Source organism: Georgenia ruanii, from assembly GCF_009193175.1.
GTDB lineage: Bacteria > Actinomycetota > Actinomycetes > Actinomycetales > Actinomycetaceae > Georgenia > Georgenia ruanii.
This window is the reverse complement of sequence record NZ_VUKE01000011.1, coordinates 1-13,472: the sequence shown is the minus strand read 5'-3', so window position 1 is coordinate 13,472 and position 13,472 is coordinate 1. Positions and strand designations below refer to the sequence as shown.

General features: G+C 72.5%; 17 protein-coding genes, 1 rRNA gene and 2 pseudogenes. 13 read left to right on the top strand and 7 right to left on the bottom strand.

What is annotated here, in order from left to right; genetic code table 11:
* Positions 1 to 4: 4 nt before the first annotated feature.
* From GD880_RS11685 to GD880_RS11655, 7 genes are all read left to right on the top strand, one after another.
* The gene (locus GD880_RS11685; RefSeq protein WP_226909595.1) at positions 5 to 697 is read left to right on the top strand and encodes a nucleotidyltransferase family protein; all 693 of its coding nucleotides are present in this window, start codon (positions 5 to 7) and stop codon (positions 695 to 697) included.
* Positions 690 to 1,808, top strand: a complete 1,119-nt coding sequence (locus GD880_RS11680; protein ID WP_152231805.1) for an XdhC family protein — start codon at positions 690 to 692, stop codon at positions 1,806 to 1,808. The genes GD880_RS11685 and GD880_RS11680 overlap by 8 nt, the downstream gene beginning before the upstream one ends.
* 136 nt (positions 1,809 to 1,944) lie before the next feature.
* Complete coding sequence (locus tag GD880_RS11675) at positions 1,945 to 2,361, top strand: cupin domain-containing protein (RefSeq protein ID WP_152231804.1); 417 nt, start codon at positions 1,945 to 1,947, stop codon at positions 2,359 to 2,361.
* A gap of 220 nt (positions 2,362 to 2,581) precedes the next feature.
* Positions 2,582 to 2,818: a heavy-metal-associated domain-containing protein gene (locus GD880_RS11670; protein ID WP_226909594.1), complete on the top strand. Its 237-nt coding sequence runs from the start codon at positions 2,582 to 2,584 to the stop codon at positions 2,816 to 2,818.
* Between the two features lie 138 nt (positions 2,819 to 2,956).
* The gene (locus GD880_RS11665) at positions 2,957 to 3,238 is read left to right on the top strand and encodes a P-loop NTPase family protein (protein WP_152231803.1); all 282 of its coding nucleotides are present in this window, start codon (positions 2,957 to 2,959) and stop codon (positions 3,236 to 3,238) included.
* A 63-nt stretch (positions 3,239 to 3,301) separates the two neighbouring features.
* Positions 3,302 to 3,811: an HNH endonuclease gene (locus GD880_RS11660; protein WP_152231802.1), complete on the top strand. Its 510-nt coding sequence runs from the start codon at positions 3,302 to 3,304 to the stop codon at positions 3,809 to 3,811.
* Between the two features lie 99 nt (positions 3,812 to 3,910).
* A complete protein-coding gene (locus GD880_RS11655; protein WP_152231801.1) occupies positions 3,911 to 4,288 on the top strand; it encodes a VOC family protein in 378 nt (125 codons plus the stop codon).
* A 28-nt stretch (positions 4,289 to 4,316) separates the two neighbouring features.
* Here the strand turns inward: GD880_RS11655 and GD880_RS11650 are convergent, their stop codons facing one another.
* Entirely contained in the window at positions 4,317 to 5,051 is a 735-nt protein-coding gene (locus GD880_RS11650; protein WP_319593263.1) for an alpha/beta fold hydrolase, read from the bottom strand.
* 73 nt (positions 5,052 to 5,124) lie between these two features.
* On the opposite strand from GD880_RS11650, the gene GD880_RS11645 reads away from it, so the two are divergent.
* Complete coding sequence (locus GD880_RS11645) at positions 5,125 to 5,814, top strand: helix-turn-helix transcriptional regulator (RefSeq protein WP_152231800.1); 690 nt, start codon at positions 5,125 to 5,127, stop codon at positions 5,812 to 5,814.
* A 61-nt stretch (positions 5,815 to 5,875) separates the two neighbouring features.
* Here the strand turns inward: GD880_RS11645 and GD880_RS11640 are convergent, their stop codons facing one another.
* The gene (locus GD880_RS11640; RefSeq protein ID WP_152231799.1) at positions 5,876 to 6,511 is read right to left on the bottom strand and encodes a DUF2461 domain-containing protein; all 636 of its coding nucleotides are present in this window, start codon (positions 6,509 to 6,511) and stop codon (positions 5,876 to 5,878) included.
* Positions 6,512 to 6,757: 246 nt separating this feature from the next.
* Between GD880_RS11640 and GD880_RS11635 the strand changes: the two genes are divergently transcribed.
* Positions 6,758 to 7,306, top strand: coding sequence for a type 1 glutamine amidotransferase domain-containing protein (locus GD880_RS11635; protein ID WP_152231798.1), 549 nt, complete (start codon positions 6,758 to 6,760; stop codon positions 7,304 to 7,306).
* Between the two features lie 108 nt (positions 7,307 to 7,414).
* Here the strand turns inward: GD880_RS11635 and GD880_RS11630 are convergent, their stop codons facing one another.
* From GD880_RS11630 to GD880_RS11610, 4 genes are all read right to left on the bottom strand, one after another.
* A complete protein-coding gene (locus tag GD880_RS11630; RefSeq protein WP_152231797.1) occupies positions 7,415 to 7,726 on the bottom strand; it encodes a DUF1905 domain-containing protein in 312 nt (103 codons plus the stop codon).
* A 148-nt stretch (positions 7,727 to 7,874) separates the two neighbouring features.
* A complete protein-coding gene (locus GD880_RS11620; RefSeq protein ID WP_152231796.1) occupies positions 7,875 to 8,321 on the bottom strand; it encodes a TIGR03668 family PPOX class F420-dependent oxidoreductase in 447 nt (148 codons plus the stop codon).
* 5 nt (positions 8,322 to 8,326) lie between these two features.
* Entirely contained in the window at positions 8,327 to 8,992 is a 666-nt protein-coding gene (locus tag GD880_RS11615) for a winged helix-turn-helix transcriptional regulator (RefSeq protein WP_152231795.1), read from the bottom strand.
* Positions 8,993 to 8,995: 3 nt separating this feature from the next.
* Positions 8,996 to 9,448, bottom strand: a complete 453-nt coding sequence (locus GD880_RS11610) for a VOC family protein (protein ID WP_152231794.1) — start codon at positions 9,446 to 9,448, stop codon at positions 8,996 to 8,998.
* Between the two features lie 330 nt (positions 9,449 to 9,778).
* Here GD880_RS11610 and GD880_RS11605 point away from each other — a divergent pair, with 330 nt between their 5' ends.
* Positions 9,779 to 10,483, top strand: coding sequence for a zinc metalloprotease (locus tag GD880_RS11605; RefSeq protein WP_152231793.1), 705 nt, complete (start codon positions 9,779 to 9,781; stop codon positions 10,481 to 10,483).
* 18 nt (positions 10,484 to 10,501) lie between these two features.
* Here the strand turns inward: GD880_RS11605 and GD880_RS11600 are convergent, their stop codons facing one another.
* Entirely contained in the window at positions 10,502 to 11,074 is a 573-nt protein-coding gene (locus GD880_RS11600; protein ID WP_152231792.1) for a dihydrofolate reductase family protein, read from the bottom strand.
* Between the two features lie 82 nt (positions 11,075 to 11,156).
* On the opposite strand from GD880_RS11600, the pseudogene GD880_RS11595 reads away from it, so the two are divergent.
* The 3 genes and pseudogenes from GD880_RS11595 to GD880_RS11585 form a co-directional block, all read left to right on the top strand.
* Positions 11,157 to 12,236, top strand: a pseudogene (locus GD880_RS11595) (DUF6544 family protein); the annotation flags it as partial.
* A gap of 88 nt (positions 12,237 to 12,324) precedes the next feature.
* A pseudogene (locus GD880_RS21110) lies at positions 12,325 to 12,777 on the top strand (DUF6544 family protein); the annotation flags it as partial.
* 604 nt (positions 12,778 to 13,381) lie between these two features.
* A 16S ribosomal RNA gene (locus GD880_RS11585) occupies positions 13,382 to 13,472 on the top strand; the annotation flags it as partial.

Below are 13,472 nucleotides of genomic sequence, written 5' to 3'. Positions count from 1 at the left end.
ACATGTGATCAAATCATCCCAAGAATCCAGTCATCGTAGCCCGGCCCTCGGGTCACGCCCACCCTCGACCAGCTCCGCAGGAGGGACCATCGTCGTCGTCGCCGAGACCGTCGGCCTCGTCCTTGCCGCGGGCGCCGGCAGCCGCTACGGCATGCCCAAGATCCTCGTGCCCGGGTGGCTCGCCCGCGCGGTCGGTGCCCTGCGCGAGGGCGGCTGCTCCGCCGTCGGGGTCGTCACCGGCGCGGCCCGCCCACCACACCTGGCGGGGGTGGACGTGATCCACTGTGCGGGCTGGGAGCGGGGCATCGGTGCATCGCTGCGCGCCGGGCTCACCGCCGTCGGCGACGGTGCGGCCCGCGTGGTGGTGCACGTGGTCGACTGCCCGGACGTCGGCCCCGAGGTGGTGGACCGCGTCCTCACGGTCGCCGGGGACCGCCTCGCCCGCGCCGTGTTCGACACCCGCCCCGGGCATCCCGTCGTCCTGCCGCGCCTCTACCTCGCCCCGCTGCTGGCCGCCCTGACGGACGTCGACGGCGCGGGTCCGTACCTGCGCGAACACGCCTATCTCGCTGTGGAGTGTGGCGACCTGGCCTCCGGCCGGGACATCGACATCCCTCCAGTGGGCGCCGTTCACCGGCCCCACGACGCCACCGCCGTGGCTCAGTCCGACGTCGAAGGAGACGAACGCCGTGCGTGACATTCTCGAGAGCATCCGCTCCTGGACCGAGCCGTTCGCCGTCGCGACCGTGGTCCGCACCTGGAAGTCCTCTCCCCGGGGGCCGGGTGCCTCGATGGCTGTCAACGCCGCGGGCGAGGCCGTCGGCAGCGTCTCGGGCGGGTGCGTCGAGGGTGCCGTCTACGAGGTCTGCGGGGAGGTGCTGGAAGCCGGCCGGCCCCAGGTCGTCCGCTACGGGGTCAGTGACAACGACGCCTTCGAGGTGGGCTTGACGTGCGGGGGCACCATCGAGCTGTTCGTGCAGCGCGTGGACCCTGCCGCGCCGGACCACCTGGCGGACCTGCTCCCCGCCGTCGACGCCGAGCGCCCCGCGGCGCTGGCGACGATCGTCGACGCCCAGGACGGGAACCTCGTGGGACGTCATCTCCTCCTCGTCGACGGCGTGGCCCGCGGCGGCACGGGCGACGAGCGGCTCGACGCGGCGCTCGTCGACGCCGCCGCCGGTCTGCTCGAGCACGGCCGCAACCAGATGGTCCACCTGGGCTCCCACGGTGAGCGGCGGATGGACGAGCTGTCGGTGTTCGTGGAGTCTTTCGCCCCGGCACCGCGCATGATCGTCTTCGGAGCCATCGACTTCGCCGCCGCGGTGGCGCGGATGGGCTCCTTTCTCGGCTACCACGTCACCGTCTGCGACGCCCGTCCGGTCTTCGCCACGCGCGCGCGGTTCCCTGACGTGGACGAGATCGTGGTGCAGTGGCCGCACGAGTACCTGCGCTCGGTCGCCGTCGACGAGCGCACGGTGCTGTGCGTGCTCACCCACGACCCGAAGTTCGACATCCCGCTGCTGGTGGAGGCCCTGAACGGGCCGGCCGCATACATCGGGGTGATGGGCAGCCGGCGCACCCACGTCGAGCGCAACGCGCAGCTACTCGAGCGGGGCATCACCGAGGAGCAGCTCGCCCGGCTCTCCTCGCCCATCGGACTGGACCTCGGTGCCCACACCCCCGAGGAGACGGCGGTGTCCATCGCCGGGGAGATCATCGCCCTGCGGTGGGGCGGCACCGGACGGCGCCTGAGCGACGTGGACACCCCGATCCACCGGGAGCAGCCGACGGTGGCGCTCCGTGCCTGAGCATCGCAGGTGGGAGGGCGAGGCGACGCGGCCGCACCCCCGCCACCGCCCGTCGAGGGGGAGGAGGTCGGGAACGCGCAGAGGGTAAGTCTTCCGCCCGTCGCCACCGCTGCTGCACCGGTGTCGCAAGGGGGCGGTGCCCGGCAGCATCGCCATCGACACGGACGGCATGCCGTGGCGCGAGCTCGCGCCCGGCGTGGGGGTCAAGGTGCTCCGGCTGGACCGTGAGAGCGGTGCCTGGACGATCAGGATTCGCTCCGAGAAGGGTTCGGTGCTGCCGCCGCACCGGCACATCGGCATGTCCCAGATCTCCATCATCAAGGGAGCAGGTCGTCACGAGCAGGCGGGCGACTTCAAGACCGGCGCCTATGTCATCGAGCCCGACGGCGCCGTGCACCGTCCCCTCTTCTTCGAGGAGGAAGTCGTCCAGATCATGATGGCCGACGGCGCGCCGGCGTTCCTGAACGAGGACGGCTCGGAGTCCTTCCTGGTGGACGTGAACATGCTCAGCCAGTTCGCCGATCCCGAGCTGACCGGCGACCGCGTCGGGTAGCAGGCCCATCGTTGGTGCGGCGCTCGCCCCATCCCGACGGTGACGGGGCCGTCGCGTGCCCAGCACACGGCGGCCCCGTCTGTGTCTGGTGGCGGTGGGGCCGTCGCGGCGCAGCCGCTCCCCGGGAACCCGGCAACGAACCCGGCGATTTCCCCGGCGCGACCCCGGTGGCCCGGGCGGGAACCTCGTGGTGTCCCAAGAACCGCCCCTGGAGCCCCCGATGATGATGCGCCACACGCCCCGCTCGTTCGTGGGCAGCACGACCTTCCACGTCCCCGGCATGACCGACCGGTCCCGCGCCGACGCGCTGACCGCGGCGATAGCCCAGATCACCGGCATCGCCGCGGTGGAGGCCGACCCCGCCACGGGCTGCGTCGCCGTCACCACCGAGCTCCCCGTCGACCGGGCGGACGTCGCCGCCGCGATCGACGCCGTCGCCGCGACCTTCGAGAGCTGAGGACCCCATGACCACCTGGCTGGACCTGCACACCATCCGCAGCCGCGACCTCATCTGCGAGGCCCGGGCCGCCCGGACCCGCCGGCTCGCCCGCCGCCGCCCCGCCACCCGTCGCCCCACCCGCTGAGAGGCCCCCCGATGACCACGCTCACCGCCCCCACCAGGACCGCCGTGGCCGCCGAGGCCCGCGCCGTCGTGAAGACCTACGGCCGCGGAGCCACCGAGGTCCGCGCCCTCGACGGCGCCGACCTGCGCCTGCCTGCTGGCCGCTTCACCGTCGTCATGGGCCGCTCCGACTCCGGCAGGTCCACCCTCATGCATGTCCTCGTCGGCCTCGACGCCGTCGACGCCGGCCAGGTCCCATTCCCGGCGCGGCGGGCGGTGCGGTTGGACCTGCTGCAGGCGGTGGCGGCGGCGTAGTCCGGTCAGGCCGGAGCGGTCTGACGGAAGCAGAGCCGACGGCGACCGCACATCATGGACTCCGTGTCCGCATCCGCATCCGCGTCCGACCCGATCGTCCTGTCCGACTACGTCACCTCGCTGCCCATCGAGCTTGTCCCGGGTCCGTGCTGGGAGTTCAACCTTCGCCACCTGCTGCCGCCGGACGGGTGGGCGCTGTGCAAGCGGTTCGTGCGCCGCCGCTCCGGCGACCGGTGCGAGGTCTGCGGCGGCCGCGGCCGCAGGTGGCCGGTGGAGTGCCACGAGGTGTGGGGCTACGACGACGACCGGCACGTCCAGCACCTGCGCGGCCTGGTCGCCCTGTGCCCGGACTGCCACGCCGCCAAGCACCCCGGCTTCGCCGGCACCCAGGGCACGCTCGAGCGGACCCTGAACCACTACGCCCGCGTCAACGCCGTCAGCCCGGCGCAGGCGCGCCGCGACCACAACGCCGCCATGGCCCAGTTCGAGGAGCGCTCCCGCCACGACTGGGACCTCGACATCTCCTGGCTCGCCGGGTCAGGGATCCTGCGCAGCGCATCGGACCGGTCGTGACGTCACTGTCGGCGTTCAGGACCGCAGCACGTCAGGAGACGGCCGCGTCGCGTCTACGCTGGGGGCAGCTCCGCGGTGATGCGGCAAGGAGGCAGATCGATGACGATCCAGCTCAACCACACCATCGTCCACGCCCGGGACAAGCACGCGTCCGCGGCGTTCCTGGCCGACCTCCTCGGGCTGCCGGCGCCGACGACGTATGGCCCGTTCGCCGTCGTCGAGCTTGCCAACGGGGTGTCCCTCGACTTCGCCGACGACGCCGGACCGATCCGCTCGCAGCACTACGCCTTCCTGGTGAGCGAGGACGCCTTCGACGCCGTCCTCGGCCGGATCGTCGAGCGCGGCCTGGACTACTGGGCGGACCCGTACCACCGGCGCCCGAACGTCATCAACACGAACGACGGCGGTCGCGGGCTCTACTGGGCCGACCCCGACGGACACAACCTCGAGATCATCACCCGCCCGTACGGCGGGTGAGCCGTCGCGTGCGACGACCCTGTGAGCGTCAGCGGCTTGCGGCTCCCGCGATCGCTGCGGCCAGGTCGGACGGGCGGCTCCACATCGGCCAGTGCCCGGTCGGCAGGTCGACGAGGTCGACGTCACGCAAGGTGGCGACCTCAGCCATCATCGGGTGGCCCTGACGAGCCATCTCGATCAGGATCTCGGTGGGGATCGAGCAGGCGATGAGTGTGCAGGGCACCTCACGTCTGGCGGGGTTGTCGAGGTGTAGCCGCGCTCGCACGACGGGGCCGGGCTCTGGTACCGCGCGATCACGGAACCGCTGCAGATCGCCCTCGCTCAGACCCGCGAGGCTGGCGGTCTCTGCCAGCTGCTCGAACGGCGGCAAGGGCACTTCCTCGACCGTGGGCGGGAGGGAGGCGTCGAGCACCGAGCCGTCGCCGGCTGGACCGCTGTCGACGTAGACGACTCGTGCGACTGCAGCGGGATCGCGGTCGAGAAGCATGGAGGTGGGGAATCCGGCTCCGCTGTGAGCGACGAGGACCACCGGGCCCCCGGCGGCGCCGATGACCGCGCTGAGGGCGTCGGCCTGCTGCTCCACCGTGGCCGAGGCACGATCGGGATCGGCCGGGTCGAGTCCGGGCAGCGTGACCGCCGTGACGTGGTGGCCGCGGGCCCTGAGCTCGTCGGCGACCTGGTCCCATGCCCAGGCCCCGAGCCAGTGGCCGGGTACGAGAACGATCGACGGCAGTGTGCGCGTGTTGGTGTTCATGGTGTCCATGGCTTCATGGTGAAGCCCGGGCTGGACAGCGGAGTGTCACTAATTCCGTCACCATCTCTGCGATCCTGGCGACGTGAAGCGCACCGAACGACTCCATGCCCTCACCGAGTCCTTGCGGCGGGCGGGGCCGCGTGGCCGCACCGCGCAGCAGCTCGCCGAGGAGTTCGAGGTGACCACCCGCACCGTCAAGCGCGACCTCGCGGCCTTGGAGGCCAGTGGGCTTCCGGTCTGGGGGCGGACGGGGCCGGGAGGTGGTTATGGCCTGGCACAGAGTTCGTCGCTTCCGCCGGTGAACTTCACCGCCGCACAGGCACTCGCCCTCAGCGCCGCGATGGCCGCAGTCGGTGAGGCGCCGTTCTCCGACTCGGCGCGTTCCGCGACCCGCAAGGTGCTCGACACGCTCGATCCGCTCGCGCGACGCCGAGCGACCGAGCTGGCCCACCGGATCTGGGTCAACGTCGAAAGCAGCGCTCCGCGAGCGGTGATGTCGGTGATCGAGCAGGCGCTGGTCGACCAGGTCATCGTCAACCTCGACTACACCGACGCTCGGGGAGGCGACACGCGGCGTGAGGTCGAGCCGATGATCGTCGCGCTGCGCGGCGGACGATGGTTCCTCGTCGCATGGTGCCGGCTGCGAGACGACATCCGCTGGTTCCACCTCTCCCGAATCCGGCGAGCGACCGCGACGCGCCGCCCTTGCACCGGCCATGACGTCGCCGAGATCGGCGCCCCGCCCGAACGGGCGCGCCCCGTCGGCATCTGAGGCGCGGTACGGGACGAGGCGGATCCGCGCGGTGCGCGTCGTCCTCCGCCACGCCCACCCGCTAGTCCGGCGCGCACCGCGCGATGACCCAGTCGGCCAACGGCCGGAGCTGCTCCCACCGGGCCCGCACCTGATCCAGCGCCGCGGGTGTGGCCAGCCACGCCGGTGTGCCGACGTTCGTCACGGCCATGAGCTCCTTGCGCCGCAGCAGCTCGATGCGGGGGTGGTCGGCCGGGTAGCCGCGGGGCCGGGTCTTCACGGTGGCGCCCTCGAGCACGAAGCCCGCATTCACCAGCGTGGCGACGACGCGGGGCAGCTCACCGGCGTCGTCGGCGTCCACCGCCCGCCGGTAGCGGTCGGTCTGGGCGGGGGAGTGGGACCGGAACCCGCCACCGACGGTGAGGCCGTCGGCGTCGAGCGCGACGTAGTACCCCAGCCCGGGCGACGGCCCGGCGATGGCGCCCTGGTGGGTCTTGTACGGCGACTTGTCGGCGCTGAACCGGATGTCCCGGTAGGGCCGGAAGACGACCGCCGGGCCGAACTCGGGCTCCAGGGCCGCGACGAGCGCCCGCATCGGGTCGCGCACCTCCCGCTCCCACCGGTCCTTGTGCGCCGCCCAGAACTCACGGGTGTTGTGCTGCTCGAGCTCGGCGTAGAACCGCGGCGCCCACGCCGGGAATCCCATGAAGTCGGCCATGGGCGACATCATGGCGACCCGAAGCGGCCGTCGTCTGCGTCTTCCACAGGTGCGGCCCTGGTGGTTCCCCGCCGGTCGTGCACAGGCTGCCGCGTACGTACGTACGTGCGTGCGCTCGCCTGGACCTGCGTGCTGGATGGCGGTGGACTGCCCCGGGTCCCCTGCCGGACTCGCTCCGGAGGCGAAATCCGCGCCAGCCTCCTACGGTCGAAGAGTCCCCACCCCATGGAATGAGAGGAGCACGGCATGACGGACCTCAATGGCAAGCGCATTGCCTTCGTCGCCAACAACGGCTTCGAGGACTCCGAGCTGACCTCGCCCTGGGAGGCGGTGACCTCGGCCGGCGCGACGGCGACTCTTGTCTCGTCCGAATCCGGCACGATCACCGGCAAGAACGGCCACGAGGCGAGCGTCGACACTCCCACCGGCGAGGCCAACGCGGACGACTTCGACGGGCTCGTCCTGCCCGGCGGCGTCGCCAACGGCGACAAGACCCGCATGGACGAGAAGGCCGTCGCGTTGGTCCGCAGCTTCTTCGAGCAGCACAAGCCGGTCGGCGTGATTTGCCACGGCGGCTGGATCCTCACGGACGCCGACGTGGTCAAGGGCCGCACGATGACCTCGTACCCGAGCCTGAAGACCGACCTGCGCAACGCCGGGGCGAACTGGGTGGACGAGGAGGTGGTGGTCGACGCCGGGCTGGTCAGCAGCCGCACGCCGGACGACCTGCCCGCGTTCAACGCCAAGATCGTCGAGGAGTTCGCCGAGGGCAAGCACGAGGAGCAGGTGGCCTGATCCGCAGGCCGCGCCCCACCGGGTGACCGGGCAGCGCGGTCGCAGTGGAGAGCCGGGGTGTGGGCCTGGTGTCGGACGACGGCGCCGGGCCCGCACCCATGTCCGGCGTCAGGCCCGCCCGAGGTCAAGCAGCTCGATCCGCACCCGGGCGGTGTCGCCGGGCTCGAGCCGCTCCGCCCGCCGCACCGCCTTCTTGATGGGCAGCACGTAGGTCTGCTCCGGCTTGCTCGGGAAGATCGACGTGCGCCACACGGTGGCGCCCACGGTGACCTTCACGCGCACCGACCCGAAGCCGCGGGCGAAGGGCGCGGTCAGCTCGTCCACCTCATCGGCGATGTCCGTGGGCAGGGAGACGAACGTCCAGGTGTCGACCTTCCGGGCGTCCCAGACCCACAGCGGCGCATCGAACTCGTAGGGCACGGAGGCATGCTGGCGCGGGCGGGAGTCCGCGTCAACGTGGTGCCTGCCGCCTGCCGCCTGCCGCCTGCCGCCTGGCGCCTGCCGCCTGCCGCCTGCCGCCTGCGGCCGGGCGCAACGGGCCGGCGGGCCGGAGGTCGCGCGTGAACCGTCACCCTGGCATCCCGCCGCGGTCCGGGGGCATCGCGGCCCACGCCCGCCACCTGGTCACGTTGATCCGGATGAGCGGCCCCGGCGGCGGCACGGCGTACTGCGGGTACTTCGCCGCCAGGGCGGCCAGCGCGGCGCGCACCCCGGGGCCGTCGTCGGCGTCGACCACCCGCGCCGTCCCGTCGGCCCGCACCCACCACAGCGCCGACCAGTCGTCCTCGTAGTGGTCCACCAGGAGGCTCACCGCCGGGTGGGCTGCGATGTTGGCGAGCCGCTGCAGCCGGCGGGTCGCCTTCGGTTTGCTGTCGACGGCGGACCACACGTCCTCGTCGACGAGCGCGAAGGTCACCGGGACGAGGTGCGGGTAGCCGCCGGGCGTGAGCGAGGCGAGCCGGGCCACCCTTGCCGCGGCGAACCGGGCGCGGGCGTCGTCGTCCACCGAACCCACGCTCCTCACGCCGCGGCGGGCGCGGGCTCCGACGCGAGATGGAACGTGGCGGCGAAGCGTCCGAGCAGCTCGGGGGCGCCGTCGAGCACCCGCACGATGCCGCGCTCGACGGCCTCGGCGGGGGCGACCTCGCCGGCGATGACCGAGCGGATCGCGGGCCCGGCCGCGAAGACGAGGTCGGCGCCGGGGCGCGGTCCGGGCGCGACGGCGAGGGCGCCGTCGGCGACGTCGAGCCCGAGGACGACGTCGCCGACGTGCGCCTCGTAGGCGGTGGGCGGCAGGGCCGCCGCGGACCCCGCGCGGAAGGCCGTGCGTAGCGCCATCGTCAGGGAGTCCGGGGTGATGACGTCTCCCGGCTCGGGAGCGCCCATGGCCCGGAAGCCCCACCGTCCCAACGCCAGGACGACCTCCTCGAGCCCGCGCCCGAACTCGGTGAGCTCGTAGACCAGGCCATGGGCGAGCGGGACGCGGCGGACCACCCCGCCGGCCTGCAGCTCCTTGAGGCGGGTGCTGAGGATGTTCGTCGGGATCCGGGGAAGACCGCGCTTGAGGTCGGTGTAGCGGCGCGGGCCCACGAGCAGGTCGCGGACGATGAGCAGCGCCCAGCGTTCGCCGACCAGCTCGAGGGCCGTGACGACGCCGCAGTACTGCCCGTAGGCCCGAGCGCTCATGTGTCAGGCGCCCGCCTCCTGCTGACCCTGCTGCGCCATGAACGCCTCCGGGCCCTTCTCCGCCGCGACCGGGTCCATCCACAGGGCGCTGAAGAGGTTGCCGTCCGGGTCCTCGAAGTTCCGCGAGTACATGAAGCCGTAGTCCTGGGCCTCGCGGTGCTCGGTGCCGCCGGCGGCGACGGCGCGCTCGAGGATGGCGTCGACCTCGGCGCGGCTGTCGCGGCTGAAGGCGGTCTCGACCTGCAGCGAGGTGTGCGGGTCGGCGATGGGCTTGTCGGTGAAGGTCGCGAAGAAGTCGCGCGTGAGGATCATGAGGTACAGGCGCTCGTCGATGATGACGCACGCGGCGTTCTCGTCGGTGAAGTTCTCGTTGATGCGCCAGCCAAGGCCGGCGTAGAACGCCTTGGCCCGCTCCAGGTCGGAGGTGGGCAGATTGACGAAGATCTCCGTGGCCATGCTCTGTCTCCCTTGACGTGTGTGGCACCGCCCGCTGCTGCGGGCACGCACCACACTTGCAAAAAGCAAGTACGCCGTCAAGGGGTTTGATGGCCGTGCCACCGGGGGGCGTCGCCGGCGCTGCGGTGGCGTGAAAATGGCCCCAAGTCGTCCTGATCCTGGGATGCTGCGGCGGTGATGAGGGGAGAGCTGGCCGACCGGCTGGCGCTGGGCCCGGCCCGGCGCCGGCGCCGAATGCGCCGCCTCCTCCGTGAGCTAGACCGGACGGACGCGCGATCGCCAGCGGCCCGGCCCGCCAGGGCTCGCCGGCGGAGTGGGGCGGGGGCATGGGTGGTGCTCGCCGCCGCGGGCGCGGCGGCGGTGGTCGGGTACACCGCCTTCGGGGACGAGGCGCCGCTGGGGATTCTCGGGGCCAACGCGCCGCTGGGGACGGTCCCGGACGTGCCGACCGGGCTGGGCTCCTTCGCCTTCGCTCAGGAGCAGCTCGGGCGCCCGGGCATGCCGGTGGCCTACAGCCCCTGCGAACCGATCAGATACGTGGTGAACGAGGCGTACGCACCGGCCGGTGGCGCGGGCCTCCTCGCCGAGGCGATAGGCGAGGTCTCCCGGGCGACGGGGCTGGTGTTCGAGGCGGCGGGTGCCACGGATGAGATGCCCTTCGCCGCGACCCCTGTCCTCGGGGATCACGGCCCGGTGGTGATCGCGTGGGCCTCGCCGGTCGAGGTGCCCGACCTGGTGGGTGACGTCGCCGGCGTCGGCGGCAGCACCGCCGAGCAGACCCCGGGCGCGCTCGCGTACTACGTCAGCGGCGGCGTCGCGCTCGACGGCCCGGACCTCACGTCCGTCCTCCAGCGGCCGGACGGCCCCGCGCAGGTGCGCGCGATCGTGATGCACGAGCTCGGCCACCTGGTCGGCCTGGATCACGTGGACGACCCCGCGGAGCTCATGTCCGCAACCAACGTCGGCGTGCTGACATTCGGGCCCGGGGACCGGGAGGGGCTCGCCGCGCTCGGGTCGGGCCCGTGCGTGCGCTGAGGGGCGACGGGCTGCGCGTCAGGGTCGCGCCGAGCCCCGCACCGCATAGACGACGTGGACGAACTGGCCGTGCCGCTCGGCGCTTCGCAGCTCCAGCCGGTCCGGCTCGACCCGCCGGGGGAGCAGCGGGGCCCCGCCGCCCAGCGTGGCGGGGGCGAGGGAGACCTGGATCTCGTCGAGCGCGCCGGCGTCGAGGAACTGGCCGGCAAGGTCGCCGCCGCCCAGGACCCAGACGTCCCGGCCGCCGGCCGCGTCGACGAGCCCGGGCAGCGCGTCCGCCACGGCGCCGGCGACGAAGCGGACGTCGGCACCCGGCGGGGCGGACAGGGCCCGGCGCGTGAAGACGAACGTCGGCCGGTCCCCGATGTAGTCGAGCTCGTGCCATCGATCGGGCCGCTCGGGGATGCCCTCCTGGCGGAGGATCCATTCGTAGGTGGTCGACCCCATCGCCAGCGCCCCGATGCCGTGCATGAACCCGGAGTTGTCCGGGGCCCCGTCGCCGTCGACGGCGAAGAGCCATCCCAGGGAGTCCTGCTCGTCGGCGATGAACCCGTTGAGCGTCGCGGCCGCGTTGTAGATCACCCTCACCATGCCCGGAGGGTAGCGGCGACGGCGGCTGCCACGGTGACCTTCGACCCTCGCGGTGCGCCGGGGCGGTGGCAAGGCTGGAGGCATGGAGAACGACGTCGAGGTCGTGTCGAGCACCGTCCCTTCCAAGACCCCTGCGGAGGTCCGTGGGCGCCCTGATCGGACCGCGGCCGGCGGCACCCGGCATGATCCGACCACTGCCGACGGCGCGCGGCCGCGCGCCCGCGACCTCGGGTGGCGGGCCGTGGCCGAAGGCCTGGGCGGCGCCGCCCGGATGGCGGCCGCAGCGCTGACGCCATTCGACCGGCCGCGGCGCAGCCTGTGGGGCCTGGGCGCCGACGCCGAGCGGTCGTATCCCGGCGACGGCCTCGTGCCGGCGCCCAGCTGGCAGTGGAGCCACGGCATCGAGATCGACGCCCCGGCCGCGGCGGTGTGGCCGTGGGTCGCTCAGATGGGGGCGGATCGCGCCGGGTTCTACAGCTACGCCTGGCTGGAGGACCTCGTCGGCTGCGGGGTGCGCAACGCGGACGCCGTCGAGCCGAGGTGGCAGCTGCGTGAAGGGGACGGGCTCGTGCTGCACCCGAAGTCACCGCCGGTGCCCGTCGTCGAGGTGAAGCCGGGCCGATGGCTGGTGGCCCATGCGGTCCCCGATGCCGAGGCGGTGGCGTCCGGCGAGCCATGGGCGTCCGTGTCCTGGCTGTTCTACCTCGAGGATCTGCCGGGCGGCAGGTGCCGGTTCGTCAGCCGATTCCGTACCGCGAACTCGGGGCACCTGGTCACGCGGGGAGCGTTCGGTCCCGTCCTGCTCGAGCCGATCGGCTTCGTCATGGACCGGCGCATGTTGCTCGGGGTGAAGCAGCGCGCCGAGCGTGCGACCCCATCCCGCACGGCGAGCTGGGGACCGGCCCGCGGGTCCCGGCCGGGCCAACGTGCCGCCGGCGCCGCCGTCCCCGCCGGCCTCACCCGCGCCGTCCGCTGTGACTGGCATGCGCTCGCCGCGCCCACGCCCGAGCCGGACACGTTCGAGCCGGACGACGTCGCGCACCTGCCCACGCCCGTCGCCCGCTGGCTGCGCCACGCGATCACGCCCGGCAGCCCGCTGCCTCGGACCGCACTCCTCGCGATGCACGGGGAGATCCTGCTCGGCCGGTGGCAGCCCTTAACCGCGCTCCAGGTGCTGCCCCCCGTCTTTCGGTTACGTCTGGGCGGCGACGGCGGGCCGGGGCGCGGCGCGGGTCCGCGGCTTCGACAGGTACACCCATGGGCAGGGCGAGATGCGCTGGCGGCTCGGCGGGCTCGTGCCGGTCATGTCGGCCCGGAGCGCCGATGTCACCCGCAGCGCCGCCGGCCGTCTCGCCGCCGAGACGATGCTCCTGCCCGGCGCGGCCCTCGACCCGGCCATCGTGTGGCGGCCGCGGGACGAGCACCGCGCGACGGCCGAGGTCCCGCTGGGCGGACGGACCCACCCGGTCGACGTGGAGATCGACGACGACGGTGCGCTGCGGCGCGTGGTGCTGCCGAGATGGGGCAATGCGGACGGCGGTGAGTACGCCGAGCACGTCTTCACCGTGAGCTTCGCGGGCGAGGTGGCGGTCGCGACCGGCGGTGGCGGTCGGCAGCTCCTGCCGCGCTCGCTCGAGGCGAGCTGGTCGGCGGGTCCTGGCGTCTTCTTCCGGGCCACGCTCGACGGCGTGCGGTGGCGCTGACGGCGCCCGGTGGCCACAGGGGCCGGGTCGTCTCGACGAAACGATGACCGACACCCGCTCGGCGGTGCCACCGAGCGGGTGTGGCGCAGGCCATGCCCTGGCGGTTTGACCGTCGGTTCGGCGTCTGCCTAATATTTCGGAGTCCCGCCAGGGAGGCACGGACACCGAGACGGTGGCCGGTCCCGCGGGAACAATCCGCAAAATCGCTCGTAGGTTAACTGCGCCCGAGGGCGGATTGCCGGAGAAATTCGCTGTGAGCCAGCTCTCGCCGAGAATGGTAAGCACGGGGATTTTGATGGGATATGCTTGAAAGGTTGCCCCGGAGGGGTCGGGAACGTGGTTCCCGCGTCTGATGGTGTGTGTCTGTTCTTTGAGAACTCAACAGTGTGCCAAGTTTTTGATGCCATATGGATTCGTGGGCGTCGCTGGCCGGGCCGAGGGTCTGGTGTGGTGGTGTCCGCGGGTTTTGTTTTGTTTTGGTTACGCGCCTTCTGCCTGCCTCGTCGGGTGGGGGTGTGATGCCATGGATTGGCCCGTCCGGGGTTTGCCCGGGGGTTGTCTTCGTATGGTTTGTCGCCCTCTTTCGGGGGTTTGGCAGCGTTTTTTTACGGAGAGTTTGATCCTGGCTCAGGACGAACGCTGGCGGCGTGCTTAACACATGCAAGTCGAACGATGAAGCCAGCTTGCTGGTGGAT